This is a genomic window from Methylotuvimicrobium sp. KM2, from assembly GCF_038051925.1.
GTDB lineage: Bacteria > Pseudomonadota > Gammaproteobacteria > Methylococcales > Methylomonadaceae > Methylotuvimicrobium.
The window spans coordinates 2,377,571-2,391,762 of record NZ_CP150634.1; the positions used below are offsets into that span (position 1 = coordinate 2,377,571).

Here is a 14,192-nt window from a genome sequence, read left to right on the forward strand (position 1 = left end):
TCTAGCGATTCCTGTAGTATAGGCACCGTACTTATGTACGGAGTCAAGCTTATGATACAAAAAAGTTTTACGATTGGTGCTCTGGCGAAACAAGCCGGAGTCAATGTCGAAACGATCCGTTTTTATCAACGACGCGGCCTGCTGGTGGAGCCTGCCAAGCCACTCAAGGGCATCCGGCATTACGCTGAACAAGACGTGCAGCGAGTGCGGTTTATTAAGGAAGGTCAGAAGCTGGGCTTTTCGCTCGATGAGGTTGCAGAATTATTGAGTCTTGAGGAAGGGCGACATTGCCAGGAAGCCAGAGAAATTGCGCTCAGAAAGCTTGTTCTAATTCATGAACGCATCGAAGGTTTGCGCACGATGGAAGCGGCTTTGTCTAATTTGGTCGAGAGCTGCGCTAGCAATACCGATTCAGTATCATGCCCGCTTATTCAGAGCTTGTTGAAAACATCAGTCTAAGACGTTGCCGTTCCATTGGCCATCAACGCCGATCTGAGACAAAACGGTATGGCCGGCAGCAATGAGCTGATAGTTACCAATGTAACATGGGTATACTCAAACGGAACAGTGGCATGAAACACAAAAAGTGTCTCATTAGGGTTGTTTTGGCACATTTTAGCTGTTATTGTGCCAGGGTCTAAACCCTAGCGAGACAAATCAGGACTCATGGCTATTTACGGTTACGCCCGCGTTTCCAGCGCGGATCAAGATTACTCCCTTCAGGAACAAGCGTTGCGCACGGCGGGTTGCGAAGTGATCCGGGCCGAGAAAGCGTCGGGTACCGCCCGCACCGGTCGAACTGAATTAGAATTACTGCTAGAGTTTCTGCGCAAGGGCGACACGTTGGTCGTTACCCGCGTGGATCGGCTGGCCCGCAGCATCAAGGACCTGCAGGACATCGTGTACGCGCTCAAGGAGCGCGGCGTCACGTTACGGGCCACGGAACAGCCGATCGATACGCAGAGCGCGGCAGGTAAGGCCTTCCTGGATATGCTGGGGGTATTCGCCGAGTTCGAAACGAATCTGCGCCGCGAACGGCAGCTGGAAGGGATTGCGGCGGCCAAAGCCCGGGGCGTTTACCAGGGCCGGAAGCCTTCCGTTGACGGCCAGATGATCAAGGCGCTACGCGATCAACAACAGCTCGGAGCCACCGAAATTGCCCGGCAGCTCGGCATCAGTCGGGCCTCGGTTTACCGGGCACTCGCCAAGCCTCACGCCGAGACCTGACTTGATCCCGGCCGATTCGCTGTTACGGCTGCGGCAACGGCTGGACCAATTGCCGCCGAAAAGTCCGGAGCGGGCCGCCCAGGTGGCGGCGGTCGCCAGCCTCTACGGTATCTCGTCCAGCACCGTCTACCGGGCGCTGAACCACATCAATAAACCGCGCTCCGCGCACCGGGCCGATTACGGCAAACCGCGCAAGCTACCGCGCTTTGAGCTGGAACGCTATTGCGAACTGATTGCCGCCCTCAAACTCAGGACCACCAACAAGAACGGGCGCCACCTGTCCACCCGGCGGGCCATCGAGCTGTTGGAGGACTATGGCGTGGAGACGGCCGAAGGCCTGGTGCAGGTTCCGAAAGGCTTGCTGACGCGTCCCACCGTGAACCGCTATCTGACGCTCTGGCATCTTGATCAGCCTCGCCTGACCCGCGAGCCGGTGGCCGTCCGCTTCCAGGCCGAACACAGCAACGACTGCTGGCAGTTCGACATTTCGCCGTCGGACCTCAAACATATCGACAAACCCGACTGGATCGACCCGGCCAAAGGCCAGCCCACCTTGGCGCTGTTCAGCGTGGTCGACGACCGCAGCGGCGCCGCTTATCAGGAATACCGCTGCATCTACGGCGAAGACGCGGAGTCGGCGCTGCGCTTTCTGTTCAACGCCATGGCGCCCAAGGCCGACGCCGCCTATCCCTTCCAGGGACGACCTCAAATGCTCTATCTGGATAACGGGCCGGTGGCGAAAAGCCGGGTGTTCCAGAACGTGATGCAGGCGCTTGGCATCGACTGGCAGACGCACCTGCCGGCCGGCAAGGACGGCACACGCACCACGGCCCGCTCCAAAGGCAAGGTCGAGCGTCCGTTCCGGACGGTCAAGGAAGCCCACGAAACCCTCTATCACTTTCATAAGCCGGAAACCGAGCAACAGGCCAACGAATGGCTGCTGCGCTACCTGCTGAACTACAACGCCCAGCGGCATCGTTCCGAAGCGCACTCACGGATTGATGACTGGCTGACCCATCTGCCCGCCGAAGGGCTGCGCGAAATGTGCACTTGGGAGCAGTTCTGCCGCTTCGCCCGCGAACCGGAACGGCGTAAGGTCGGCATCGATGCCCGTCTCAGTATTGATGGCACCCAGTATGAGGTAGAATCCGCCATGGCCGGCGAATCGGTCATCTTGCTCTGGGGCCTGTTCGACGACGAGCTGTTTGTCGAATTTGACGGCGAACGCTTCGGACCGTACCGACCGGTCTCAGGACCGATTCCGCTGCATCGCTACCGGGCCTTCAAACGCAGTCAGGCCGATCAGCGTGCTGCCCGCATCCGCTCATTGGCGGCTCAGCTCGGCTTGCCGATTGCGGCGCTGTCCGGCAACGATGTACGCCTGGCGGAGCCAGAGCTCCCGGCAACTATGCCCCGGCAACCGTTCGATGCCGAAGCGCACGAGTACCACTATCCAACGGTTGTTGCCGCCAAGCTGGCCATCGCCGACGAGCTGGCGGCACCGCTGGCCAAACTGCCGCCCGAGGATAAAGCCTTCATCGACCAGGTTCTGGCCGAAACGCTGACACGCCGGATCGTGCTGGCGAAAGTCAGGGACTATTTCCGAGATAAAACAGGAGCACAGCATGCGGGTTGAAGTGATGCAGTATTACGGGCTGACGATGCCATTTAACCAGGCGGGCTATTATGAAACCGCCCACCACCAGGCGCTGATGAAGGACATCCGCGGGGCAATCCATGAAGGGCGGCTCATTGCACTCTGCGGCGTGGTCGGTAGCGGCAAAACGGTGATGCTGCGCCGTCTTCAGCGGCTACTGGAAGAGGAAAAGAAAGTAACCGTTTCCAAATCGTTGGCTGTCGATAAACACCGCATCAAGCTGGCCACCTTCATCGCGGCCCTGTTTTACGACCTGTCTACCGAAAAAAACGTGCGCATCCCCAGCCAGGGCGAAAAGCGCGAGCGTGACCTGCGAGAGCTGGTGCGCAAGAACAAACGGCCGGTGGCGCTGTTCGTGGACGAAGCCCATGATCTCAATGGCCATACCCTGACCGGCCTGAAGCGTCTGATGGAATTGGTCGAGGATGGCGATGGCCGGCTGTCGATCGTGCTGGCAGGACACCCCAAATTGCGCAATGATCTGCGCAAACCCACCATGGAGGAGATTGGCTACCGCACTGATGTGTTTTCTCTGGACGGCATCGCTGGCCATCAACGCGAATATATCCAGTGGCTGCTCACAACCTGCACCGACGGCCAGTCCGAAGCCGATCCCATGCTGACTGACGATGCTTTGGAGCTGTTAGCCGCCAAACTGCGCACGCCGCTGCAAATCCAACTGCACCTGACCTTGGCGCTCGAAGCCGGCTATCAGGCGGGCGAGAAACCTGTTCCGGTTGAAGTCGTCGAATCCATTCTGTCCCGCCATATTGATGATCTGGAACCCACGCTGACCCGGCACGGCTACCGTATCAAGGACCTGATGGAGCAATTGGATACGAAGTCCGCCGACATCAAAGCATTGTTCAACAACACGCTGGATCCGGTGCGGGCAACAGAGTTGCGAGAGAAAATGCTGCGGGCCGGGCTGCCCATTTGACGCCTGCGATAGTTGCAGATAATTTGAGCCCGAGAAAATCGATTGCAAGCCCGTGCGGGTAAATGCAAGCTCAGTGGCATTTAATGTGAGCCGGGCCGGATTTTCAGTCGCAGCTAATTCGAGCCGAAAAACGGGATAATTGCGAGCCCGGTCTTTTTTAAACGCGAGCCCTTACACATAGTGACTGAGAATAAATTTATCGCTACGCTTTAATCAGCATCATCGACACAATCAGCATTTTAAAGGCTTCCAGGGGTTAGAGCATCAGCACTGCATCGACATTGTTCAGCACTCGTTTGTACGCATAATTTGCATATATTTCTTTTTGAAGGGCTTCCTTAAGTTTGGCTAATAATTAAGGTTGAGCAAGGGTTTTTGGATGGGGCTTAGAAGGGGCTTGAAAGGAGCTTGGAAGGGGGCAAAAATTGATTAGCCAACTATCGGTAAACAATCGATTCTCTAGCATGATTTCGTGCCAACTCTCCCCAAGCCAAGATTGATAAGGCTTAGGGAGCGGCACGGATATTGATATAGGTGCTGTTTCGTTTGGTGAAACAATGGAGTTTTGTTGGTGTTAGTCGATTTTATAGTCCTTTGATAGGCCCAGTCGCTCATATCGGCCTTGGATAACCTCTCGGTGGTGTTTTTCGGCCTGCTCGACCGCTTGCTTGGTTATTTCGCGCAACGCTTCCCAGTCGATTTTTTGCACGTTGACCTCAAGCGGAACATCGACCCTTTGACGCCAGTTTTTGGGCCTTCGATTAACCAGCCAACGAGTACAGGCGGTCACATCGGGCGGTAATTCGCTTTCGGTCTTGACTGTTTCGACCATCTGTTCGTTGCCATCCTCATCGATAATCGTCTTTGTTTTGACCTCAAGGACCTTGCAACCGACCGCCCTTTTGTAAAGCGATTCAGAAACGCGCGAATCCGCCTCAAGCTTGCCCGCCTCAACGGCTTTAGCAAAGTCGGGGTAGTCTCGTTTGTACCGGGTTATGCTTGCTCGACTTGCTCCGAAAAACTTGCCTATCTCCTCGTCGGTCAGCCCCAGCAGGGCAAGCCGGTAAGCATCATCATTCATACTCGGGTCATATTTTTTTGGCCTGTGCGGTGGCCGTTTTTGAGTTTTCATATCTTAGTTTCCTTTATAGGTGCTTCATAAGTCGCTTATAGGTTAAGTCCACCTGTCGCAATCAGTCCGATTTTACGGTCACTTAAGTCCTGGCCTACGTCAATTGGCAACGAAACAAAAGGTTGCCGGTCATCCTTAGACTTAGACGGGTGCAGTACGCCGGGGCTATCTTGTATTACAGGCAAGGCAGGCATGGACGGAACTTTAACCTCCGGTATCGCTGAATTTTGGATTGTTGAGTAATAATCGTTAAGGCGTCGAACGTCATCAATACCGTTTAATCCGCCGTTTAACGCCCTTCTTGCCGCAACTACATCGCCTGATTTTGAGGCTTTTTGTAATTTTGGGTTGGTTTTGTAATAAGCAAAAGCCGCCTTTGCTGCAATTTCAGGAACGGCGGCTAGGTCAGGGTTATTTACAAGGTCTTGGTTTATTAATTTGCCTATTCGCTCGTAGTTTGACCGTCCGGTTAATTGAACAAAGCCGCGTCCACGGTATTTATATCCGTCTCCCGGTTGCGTATTGCCTAGGTCTTTTCGACCGCCGTAAAGCACTTCCGCCACGCCCTCATCCCCACGCGCAACTGCATCATTTAACTCCTGTGACGACATAGACCGCGCCTTTTTGCTGACCTGGCGTAATCGTCTGGCTGAATAATTCAGGTTTTCCTCTGTTCTGGTGAAGCCTTGTGTTTCGTGGTCTAGCTGTGCCATTAACATTGCGCGTTCGGTTCCGTGAATGCCTTGCTTGTCCAGCTCATTGAGCATTATCTTTTTGTTTTGCTTGTCGGTCCCGAATGTTTTAGGACTGGACTTTTTGAACTGGTCAACTTTACCGCCAAGCCATTTTTGCGCCTTATCCAAGAACTCCATTGTTTTGGGCGAATCTTTTTTGATACCTTCCAGCGTATCCATTGCCTTTTGCCCGGCATCGCCAACCCAACCGGTCACCTTGTCAATCGAATCCGAAATGCTTTTGGGTAAAAAATCTTTGAACGCTTGCCATGCTTCCTTTGCGTATCCGGCAATCTTATTGCCTAGGTCACTGAAAAACTTCTTGCCTGTTTCGGTGAAAAGCCCCCATGCTGCGGTTGCTCCTGCGGCAATAGCCAAGCCAATCGGGGAGAAGATGGTCCCAAGCACTGGACGAATTATTTTAGTGAAACTTGAGCCAAGAAAGCTGCCGCCGAACGTTGGAAAAAAGCTACCGCCGCCACCTGCCGCACTGCCCCCGGTCTTTTCTTCGATATCATCGAGGACTTTCTTCTGTGCTTTAGCGTGTACCGTGCTTTCTTCGCGGCTTAGTTTCAGTTCCCTGAATATCCGTGAAAACCAATGGAATTTCTTTTTGTCCGACTCGCCGCCGAAAATAGCCTGATAGCCTTTTGATAGCGGCTGTGCAATCTCCTGAGCCGCTTTAACATTTGGGTCTACATCCGCAAGCCCGGTTTCGGCTTCTGCAAAGGATTTTGCTATTCTGTCGGCAAAGTTTCCAAACAGTCGGGTTGTGTTTCGTTCATCCTTGCCGGTCGATGTTGACGATGTAAATCTGCCTTTTTTGTTTCTGTTTGCGCCCTGTCCAGGCTCAACAATATCTGTTACAGAAGATGAAATAAAACGGCCTCTTGCATCGCGGTTTTTGGGTGCTGTAGACGACTGATTACCGGGTAATACAACTGCGCCGGTATGCCTGTTATCGCGTGAAACCGACTTGTTTTGGTTGATAATATTTGATTTTATGGGAATCGACGAACTACGGTTTCTTGGCGAAACAACCGCCGCCTTGATTGCGCCGATATCGGATTTAATCTGGTCCATAATGCGCCGGGTGCGCTTGATATCGGTTATTGTTTCGCCTATTAAAAAGCCTTCGGAGTCATGTGGTAGCATAAGTTAGCCTTTAGTTATTTGTTGAAAATTTAGTCCAATCGTTTCGGTCGATGCTTGCAATCGTCGCAAGCGTTACCGGAATACTGAGTTCGGTGAAATGGCCGTTTTTATCAATGGGGCTATTGCTTGGAATGCTGATTGATTCAATAACCAGCGGCTTGTATGTACGGTTTTTATAGTTCATGGCAAGCGTTACCGGCTCATGGGATGGAAAAAATGTAGACTCGGTAACGCCTTCTTTGACAAGTCGAACGAGGGCGCTGCCGTCCGCTGCAAGCTTTCGCGGGTGCGCCCATCTCATCAGCTGCGCGAATGGTTCTTCGACTTCGCTTACGGGGTCAGCCCACGCACGAAAGAGCAACGTTGCCGTGATTTTTAACGGCGGCGAACCGTTGAAAATTTGAGTGGAATTGAGTTTTGTAATTACGGTTTTGCCGCTAAGTGACTCAGCCACGCCTTCAAGCGCGCCGCCTATCGGTTCGTTTAGGTTTTTGACCATTCGCGCGATATCAACCAGCTCGCCGCTTTGGGCAAGCTTTTGAAAGCTACCTAGAGCATCTTGACCAACGTTTTCGAACGGGCTTTGCCAGTTAAACGCCGCCTCGATATTCGAGTCAAGCAGCGGAGCTTTGACCACAATATCGTCATCGCCGGTTAATCGATTGCCCTTACGGTCTACCTCGTAAAATGTAGCGATTAAATGTTTGTTTAAGCCAGTATCGGGACTGTCTCCCCATTCACTGGTCAATGTTTTTTTTATTTCGTTGTATGTGGACATTTTTTTATACCTCTGTTTCTGTTTTTGGTGCGGCCTTTAAGACCTTGACACGCCTAAGTTTTAACCAAGCTTGTTGGGTGATTTCATTCAACTTATGGGAGTGATAAACAACCGCCGCGCCGCCTGGTAGGTCGTCAAATTGCTGGTTTAGTTCGACGAAACGACTAATGCTATGTGATAGCTCCCCATGCTCATCAAATATCCTTGAAACCGCTTGTTTTGTGGCTTCAAGTTGATTTTGTTGATTACTTACTTGTATTGCCATCTTGGCTAGCTGTCGCAATTGAAAAAGTGTCGATTGCCGCCCCCAATCGCGGAGCATTTGAGTGTTTGGGTCGCGCTCCCAATCGCCCTCGGGCGAAGTGCCAAGCAAAAAATCAATCGAAACCTCATAAATTCCTGCCGCTTTGACGACCAAACTTAAATTTATGGCATCAACGTCAATCGACCACTCAATTTTGTTGAGTTCTTGGGTTTCGATACCTATGAGTTTCGCTGCCTTATTTTGACGGTATCCGGCTATCTCTCTGGCTTCGCGCATTTGTTGCCCAAATATCTTGATTAAATCTTGTTCGGTTTGGTTTAGCATATCGGCCTCAAGTGCCGGGGACTAAGCCCCGGCTTGGTGTGATTATGCCGCTTCGGCTTTGGTTTCAATCGCTAACGCCTCGGCGGCTAGGCGGGTGCTTTTCAATCGGTCAAGGTTCCAGAAAACGTCACTCGCGAAATTTAGCAAATCGCAAGACTCGGATTTGAGGCGTTCAATCTCCGCATTGGCCTCGTCGATTTCGGCTTGGCCTAGTGGCGCGATGATTTTGTCGATTTCGGCTTGTGTAAAACCTTTTTTGAGAAGGTCTTGCAGTTTGTCCTCGTATAATCGCTTCTTATGGTTAATCGACGAGCGAATTAAGTTTATTTCGCCGGGGATTCCGTGAAAAATTCCCAACGCCTTTGAAATTAACTTTTCAGGCCTCTCGGAATAACGCGCTTCTCCTTGTTCGATTATTTTAAGATGGTCGTCCAAGTCGTCCTTTAGGTAACTGATTAGGTCATCGGCTAAAACGAAAGGTTCGCCGTCCAAGTGTTCGCAAGCTTCATCCAGCGCGGCAATGACTTTTTCAAGTCTGGCTTTTGCGTGTTGTGAAGCGAGAAATTGTGTGTGTGATAAATTCAAAGTTTTCATATTAATTACTCTTGGTTTGATTTAAAAAATTGAAAGTCCGTTTAATGGTTTCCTACTATTTAGCTTGGTTAAAAATTAACTAGGCTAATGTGGGGTCGGGACAGTGTCGGGACAGTCGGGACACTCCTTAAGGAGTGTGTCCCGTCCCGTCCCGGGACACCCCGGGACATTGTCCCGTTTTGTCCCGCTTGTCCCGCTACCTTTCAGGCCTTGATATACCTAGCCTTAGCGGTGTTTTTAATGTTGTCCCGCTTGCCTTGTCGGGACATTTTGAAAAAATCAGCCATTTTGGGTGTTTTTGTCCCGCTGTTTGAGATTCATTCTTATTTAACTTCGAATATTCTCCATGCATAATCGCCAAACTCGATGGTGAATTTGTTGTCAAATAATTTGTTCCGGCATCGTTGAAAGGCTTTCTTTTTGGTGTCTAGCTTTTCCTCCCCGGGCTTTTCATCGACGGCCATACATCTATATGCAAATTCCCGCCAGTGGCTGATATTGACAACTTTTTGTTCGGCCCATTTTTGCCCGTTTGGCGGTGCAAATTTGGATTGAATTTCGCCACTGGGCGTGACTCCATGTTGAGCGATTGCCTCACTTAGACTGCTTAGAATGGCATCATCCCGCGCCGATAATCGCCGTTTTTGGGTCGTGGTTTTGGCTTCGCCGTCATGCGCCAAGCAAACGCTTGTCATCGGCTCGCCCTCATCGTCCAGCCAATCAAGCTCAACCGGCTTTAACTTGAACTGCATAGGTTTGAAGGCTTCAAAGTCCTTCGATTTGCGACATGAGAGCGTAATGCTCGCATCGTCCTTGGTGGCTGAAAATTCAGCGTCCATTGCTGCACGGATTGACGAACTGCCCCGGCTTCGCTGCTTGTCGCCGTGGCCTGAATGGTGGACGACCAAAGTCGCCGCGCCTAATGGCTTGAAAAAGCCGTCCAGGTTGGCAACAAATCGGCCTATATCTTGGCTAGAGTTTTCGTCGCCATCCATGTTCCTGTGTAGCGTGTCCACAATGACTAGGCCCGGATTCTGGCAAGTGGCCTTGATGGTGTCGGCTACCCATTGTGCATTTACGCCGTCAATCAGGTTTGCCGGTCGTTGGCTGATAAAAAGCCGTTCAGGCGATTTCATCTGATATTTTGACTCTAACGCCTTCAATCGCCTCGCCATGCCCGAGAAACCTTCACCCGCCACGACAATAACGTCAACCGGCTTTGTTTTGTGGTCGTGCCACTCTAACCCCGCCGCCATGCAAAAGGCCCAATCCAAAGCAAACAACGACTTCCCCGCGCCCGGTTCGCCAAACAGCAAATTAAGGCTTGCCCGTTCGATTAACCCGTTCAAAAGCCAATCTATTTTTATAGGCTTGGCGGTTAGTTCGTTTGCCGGAACAATCGGGAACGGCTGCCATTCGGGCTTAGTTCGCGGCTCGGCTTGCTGCTTGCCTTCATCGTGGCTTTGCGGTGGCGGTGGCGCGTTTTTGGCGCGCTCCTGGGCAAAAAGTCGCTGGTTATGTCGGCTAATTTCAGGACTCCAAGACAGTGCTTTGTTAAAGTCTCCGCCACATTCGAGCAGTCGGTAACAGTCAAAGGCATCGTGAGCAAAGCTGTCGTTCAAAATATCGCCGCCGTGCGAATAAACGCGCTCTATTCCGTCTGAACAGTTCCGCATGATAACCGCGCCCGGTGCTTTGGATTCGCTCCCCGGCCTGATAAATCTATCGCGGCCTTTGGGCTTGTATCCGTTGCGAGTCAGGATTTCTGACACACTTACAGACTGGTTAAATTCGCGGATAGGGTCACGTCTGCCGGGTAACTGCTCGCCTTCTTGTGACTTTGTATGTGCGATTCTCGGAGGCTCTGACTCGCCTAAAGCTGTATTAAAGCAAGGCTTCCATTCATCCCAATGTCGCAGCATATCGAGCAAAACCGCTGGTGCTTCGGGTATTTTTGCCAGGTTGCCGATAAGCTCATATGAGCCGCCGTCAGGGTGTTGACCAAAGACAACATCCTGGCAATTACCGCACCTCAACTCAAAAATAACGCCGTTGGGGCCTCTGAGTTGCTGTAACCGAGCGTTTTTAAAGCCTTCGGGCAACTTGAAAAGTAACTTTCCCCGGTTTGCCTTCGGGCTTCTGATTTCAAGTCGCTCAAAGTCGTTTAACCAATCTTCAAGGTCGATTCCGGTCGTTTCATCAAAAACCCGCTCGGCTTCGGCTAAGTCATCAACATCCAACGCAAGCGTGTTAGACGCACCGTGATAAAGCCCCAAATTACCGCTTGTGTTAGGCTCTTGAGAGTAACCGCCGGGATTTTGCGCGCTTTGGGGTAAGTTCCACCCTTTGGCGCGGGGGGCTTTTGTCGGCTTCCCGCCAATCGGCGGGATGGGAACAAAATACAACCCTGCTGCCGTGGGCAACTGGTTGATATTAAGCATTTACTTTTCCTCGAACTTTTCGACCGCCAAGCAGAACGCTTTAATCTTTTCCGTCAATTCGGGCGAAAAATTGGCGTAAAGTTCGTAGCGCGTAAAGGTTGCGTATCGACCTGTAACGTCTAGCGTTTTAGCTCGTTCGTCGTGATTGACGATAGGCCAACCTTTGTCCCTCAATTTTTCGATATACCCACTTAGGCGATATGACCGGGACGCACTATCAAAGCATCGATGAGTCAGCGTTTGACCTTTCAAAAGCCTCGCAAGGCTGCGGGATTGAAGGCTGCCAACTTTTGGGAATAACACGTTTTCGGTGCCCAAAGTCGGTTTGGCTGAATAATCGGCTCGGGTGATATGGCGTTTATATTCGCGAACGACCAGGGAAAAAATCATTTTACACCCCCGTTTTGGCGCGCCACACATTCAAAAAACTCGGCCTCATCGACCAGGACGCGGCGGCCAACACGCTTAAAAGCAGTATCGAAGCCATTTGTTTTTGAGTTAAAAATAAGGTGACGCAAGCCTCCCTCAGGGGGCCAGTCATGATGGGCGTTCCATGATGGAACAGGGATTAGACGCGTTTTAGCGGTGGTTTGGGTGTTGTTTGCGGTCATCTGGTGCCTCATTCAATTAATGTTTATGAATTGCCGCGAATTGTTGTCATTCGTGGCTTGAGGCGATTAAATCAAAGTCGATTTGCGGCTAAGTTTGCATTGCAAATTTTTTTCTTAGCCGCAAACTTACCCGCAAATTTTTGTTAAAAAGGTGGGTTTTTTTTCAGTCGCGTGAGCAGAGAATCCAAGCTCCTTCTTTTAAATCGCTGCTCGTTCCCATATGTCGAAGTCCATAAAATTTCATCGTTCGTTACTTCGTTAAGAATTTCGCCTTCATCGTGCTTGCGCCCGTTGCTCTTGACCTCTTTCCAAATATCGTGAGCAGTTGCTTTTTTCCCCTCGCCACAAAGCGACTGATAAACGCGCCAAATAAGCGCGTGAAGCTGGTTTTCTCTGGTTATTTCATTAGCCAGGCTAACGGGGGTTTCTTCCTTCGTTCTATCTTTAAAACCACTCAACTCCCCCGCATCAATCAAAAAGCCCTGCTCCTTGGTGGCTATATCCTCCTTGTAGGCCTCCAGTTCTTTTTGTTGTAAATCGCTAAGCCGTTCGTCCCGTTCCCTATTCGCCTTTGCCTCACGCTCCATTTCATTTAAATAATTCCTTAGGTAATCCATCACACACTCCCATTTCCAAAAATCTTATCGTTCATACTGGCTACAACGCCTGATACGTGGCCGTCCGACAAGTGAGAATATCGCTTAACCATCGCAAGCGTTTTATGCCCCAGAATTTCGGCAATTTCGGCCAATGAAGCGCCGTTCATGACAAGATAAGACGCGGTGCAATGCCTCAAGTCATGCCACCTAAAGTCCTCAATTTCGGCCCGTTTTAAAGCTGCTTGCCACGCTTTACGCAAATCAAACGGCTTATTTGGTGAGACCACGCCGGGGAACAACAATTGACTATCTAAACGTCTAACTTTCGAGTGTCCCCGCAATAATTCCAGGGCTAGGCCGGTAATCGGTACGCGCCGCCGCTCGCCGTTTTTGGTTTCGTGCAGAATGATAAAGCCTTCTTTTAAATTCACGTCCTGCCATTGCAAGCCCATCAATTCGCCTTTTCGCATCCCAGTACTTAGCGACACAATAACCGCCAAATAAAGCCAGTCATTCACCTGGCAAGCGTCAAGCAATCGCTTCCTTTCGACATCGTCTAAAAATCTAACCCTTCCCCTTGATTCTTTGCCTTTTTTCACTTTTCGCATCGGAGAATCATCCAGCCAGCCCCACTCATTGGCTGCCGAAGTCAATACCGGGCTTAAGCTTGATAAATATCTATTAACTGTTGCTGGACTGCGCTTCGTTCCCTTTGCAGTAATTTCGTTTAACAATTTATCCTTAACCTCGGTTATTTTTCCGGGGGTAACTTCGGACAATGGCAAATAACCCAATTCATCTGCCCATCGCTTCAAATGTACGGACTGATGCTCTTTAAAATGCTTGGTCTGGGTAACGCTGCACAGATACCGGGTAATTGCATCGGTCAGTGTGTTTTTTTTTGCTGCTGCTGCCGGAAAGTACCGGTTCTCCCTAATTGCCGACTCAGTTGATGCTATCCATTTCTTGCAATCCGTTAGCCGGGCAAATGTGGCGGTTTCGCGTGGGTGACCTTTAAGCCTTATTTCTGCGGTATATTTGGGCTTACCGTCTTTACCTATTCTTTCTTTAATGGTAGCCATAGCTGCTCCTTAATATGGGTAGCAACCGACTTATTTGATATGATGAACATAGCCATTTGCTTTAACCCGTTTCGTTAAAGTTAAGGGTGAGGCCTTGGCTTGGTGCTGGTAACACCTGCCAAGGCCGCTTTATTTCTAGGCTTGCATTATAAATCCTTGTCGCAATTTTGTCGCACTTACTGTCAAAAAAGGACAAAAAACGGCAATTATTAGCAACAACTAACATTTTATAAGTGATTGATTTATCTGTTTTAACTTGTTGCGGTTTGTTGTAGTTTGTGCTGTTTCTGCGATTCATAACCCCGGGGTCGGTGGTTCAAGTCCACCCATCGCCACCAATAAATCAATAAGTTAGCGAATTTTTAATTTCGTTACCCTATCAGTTGCAAGCAATTTTGCAACGATTCCATTGAGCCGTTTTCATGTTCCGCTGGAAGCTAGATTGTTAAATGAGCATAGCTCGTGACTATCGTACTTCGCACGACTCTTTTTCAAATTTCTGACGCGCTCATTTGTCCGTCTTCTTCATTACACAGTCTATGTGATTCGCCTATGTGCGTGTCTTGAATACGAACAAAAAGTTCTGTCAGTTGCGTAACTTATTTCATGCCCGTCCTTTACTAGCGGCACTTTCATGTGATCAAACTGATTCG

At 50.5% G+C, this 14,192-nt stretch carries 14 protein-coding genes; 4 read left to right on the top strand and 10 right to left on the bottom strand.

Going from position 1 to position 14,192, the window contains the following annotated elements:
- The first annotated feature begins 51 nt into the window (after positions 1-51).
- The 4 genes from merR to WJM45_RS10055 all read left to right on the top strand — a co-directional run bounded on the left by merR (position 52) and on the right by WJM45_RS10055 (position 3,824).
- On the top strand, positions 52-459 hold the full coding sequence (gene merR, locus WJM45_RS10040) for an Hg(II)-responsive transcriptional regulator (protein ID WP_031432004.1): 408 nt from the start codon (positions 52-54) through the stop codon (positions 457-459).
- 207 nt (positions 460-666) lie between these two features.
- The gene (locus WJM45_RS10045; RefSeq protein ID WP_036293327.1) at positions 667-1,227 is read left to right on the top strand and encodes a recombinase family protein; all 561 of its coding nucleotides are present in this window, start codon (positions 667-669) and stop codon (positions 1,225-1,227) included.
- A gap of 4 nt (positions 1,228-1,231) precedes the next feature.
- Complete coding sequence (locus WJM45_RS10050; RefSeq protein ID WP_341328928.1) at positions 1,232-2,863, top strand: IS481 family transposase; 1,632 nt, start codon at positions 1,232-1,234, stop codon at positions 2,861-2,863.
- Entirely contained in the window at positions 2,853-3,824 is a 972-nt protein-coding gene (locus WJM45_RS10055) for an AAA family ATPase (protein WP_036293329.1), read from the top strand. Before WJM45_RS10050 ends, WJM45_RS10055 begins: the two co-directional genes overlap by 11 nt.
- A gap of 574 nt (positions 3,825-4,398) precedes the next feature.
- On the opposite strand, the gene WJM45_RS10060 is transcribed toward WJM45_RS10055, so the two are convergent.
- From WJM45_RS10060 to WJM45_RS10105, 10 genes are all read right to left on the bottom strand, one after another.
- A complete protein-coding gene (locus WJM45_RS10060) occupies positions 4,399-4,956 on the bottom strand; it encodes a hypothetical protein (protein WP_341328796.1) in 558 nt (185 codons plus the stop codon).
- A 35-nt stretch (positions 4,957-4,991) separates the two neighbouring features.
- Positions 4,992-6,845 (bottom strand): glycoside hydrolase family 19 protein, encoded by a 1,854-nt coding sequence (locus WJM45_RS10065; RefSeq protein ID WP_341328797.1) that lies wholly within the window; start codon positions 6,843-6,845, stop codon positions 4,992-4,994.
- A 10-nt stretch (positions 6,846-6,855) separates the two neighbouring features.
- Positions 6,856-7,623, bottom strand: coding sequence for a hypothetical protein (locus WJM45_RS10070; protein ID WP_341328798.1), 768 nt, complete (start codon positions 7,621-7,623; stop codon positions 6,856-6,858).
- A 4-nt stretch (positions 7,624-7,627) separates the two neighbouring features.
- Positions 7,628-8,164 carry a helix-turn-helix transcriptional regulator gene (locus WJM45_RS10075; RefSeq protein ID WP_341328799.1) on the bottom strand — a complete coding sequence of 179 codons (537 nt, stop codon included), beginning with the start codon at positions 8,162-8,164 and terminating at the stop codon, positions 7,628-7,630.
- 90 nt (positions 8,165-8,254) lie between these two features.
- Positions 8,255-8,806 carry a hypothetical protein gene (locus WJM45_RS10080; RefSeq protein WP_341328800.1) on the bottom strand — a complete coding sequence of 184 codons (552 nt, stop codon included), beginning with the start codon at positions 8,804-8,806 and terminating at the stop codon, positions 8,255-8,257.
- 323 nt (positions 8,807-9,129) lie between these two features.
- Positions 9,130-11,247: an AAA family ATPase gene (locus WJM45_RS10085; protein WP_341328801.1), complete on the bottom strand. Its 2,118-nt coding sequence runs from the start codon at positions 11,245-11,247 to the stop codon at positions 9,130-9,132.
- Positions 11,248-11,637, bottom strand: coding sequence for a hypothetical protein (locus WJM45_RS10090; RefSeq protein WP_341328802.1), 390 nt, complete (start codon positions 11,635-11,637; stop codon positions 11,248-11,250).
- On the bottom strand, positions 11,634-11,858 hold the full coding sequence (locus WJM45_RS10095) for a hypothetical protein (protein WP_341328803.1): 225 nt from the start codon (positions 11,856-11,858) through the stop codon (positions 11,634-11,636). Before WJM45_RS10095 ends, WJM45_RS10090 begins: the two co-directional genes overlap by 4 nt.
- 143 nt (positions 11,859-12,001) lie before the next feature.
- Positions 12,002-12,475 (bottom strand): hypothetical protein, encoded by a 474-nt coding sequence (locus tag WJM45_RS10100; RefSeq protein WP_341328804.1) that lies wholly within the window; start codon positions 12,473-12,475, stop codon positions 12,002-12,004.
- A complete protein-coding gene (locus WJM45_RS10105) occupies positions 12,475-13,539 on the bottom strand; it encodes a site-specific integrase (protein ID WP_341328805.1) in 1,065 nt (354 codons plus the stop codon). Before WJM45_RS10105 ends, WJM45_RS10100 begins: the two co-directional genes overlap by 1 nt.
- Positions 13,540-14,192 lie beyond the last annotated feature (653 nt).

Bases quoted from the DNA above. Each gene is read 5' to 3' on its own strand.
- merR (WP_031432004.1), top strand. From the start codon at position 52: ATGATACAAAAAAGTTTTACGATTGGTGCTCTGGCGAAACAAGCCGGA.
- WJM45_RS10045 (WP_036293327.1), top strand. From the start codon at position 667: ATGGCTATTTACGGTTACGCCCGCGTTTCCAGCGCGGATCAAGATTAC.
- WJM45_RS10055 (WP_036293329.1), top strand. From the start codon at position 2,853: ATGCGGGTTGAAGTGATGCAGTATTACGGGCTGACGATGCCATTTAAC.
- WJM45_RS10060 (WP_341328796.1), bottom strand. From the start codon at position 4,956: ATGAAAACTCAAAAACGGCCACCGCACAGGCCAAAAAAATATGACCCG.
- WJM45_RS10065 (WP_341328797.1), bottom strand. From the start codon at position 6,845: ATGCTACCACATGACTCCGAAGGCTTTTTAATAGGCGAAACAATAACC.
- WJM45_RS10070 (WP_341328798.1), bottom strand. From the start codon at position 7,623: ATGTCCACATACAACGAAATAAAAAAAACATTGACCAGTGAATGGGGA.
- WJM45_RS10075 (WP_341328799.1), bottom strand. From the start codon at position 8,164: ATGCGCGAAGCCAGAGAGATAGCCGGATACCGTCAAAATAAGGCAGCG.
- WJM45_RS10080 (WP_341328800.1), bottom strand. From the start codon at position 8,806: ATGAAAACTTTGAATTTATCACACACACAATTTCTCGCTTCACAACAC.
- WJM45_RS10085 (WP_341328801.1), bottom strand. From the start codon at position 11,247: ATGCTTAATATCAACCAGTTGCCCACGGCAGCAGGGTTGTATTTTGTT.
- WJM45_RS10090 (WP_341328802.1), bottom strand. From the start codon at position 11,637: ATGATTTTTTCCCTGGTCGTTCGCGAATATAAACGCCATATCACCCGA.
- WJM45_RS10095 (WP_341328803.1), bottom strand. From the start codon at position 11,858: ATGACCGCAAACAACACCCAAACCACCGCTAAAACGCGTCTAATCCCT.
- WJM45_RS10100 (WP_341328804.1), bottom strand. From the start codon at position 12,475: ATGGATTACCTAAGGAATTATTTAAATGAAATGGAGCGTGAGGCAAAG.
- WJM45_RS10105 (WP_341328805.1), bottom strand. From the start codon at position 13,539: ATGGCTACCATTAAAGAAAGAATAGGTAAAGACGGTAAGCCCAAATAT.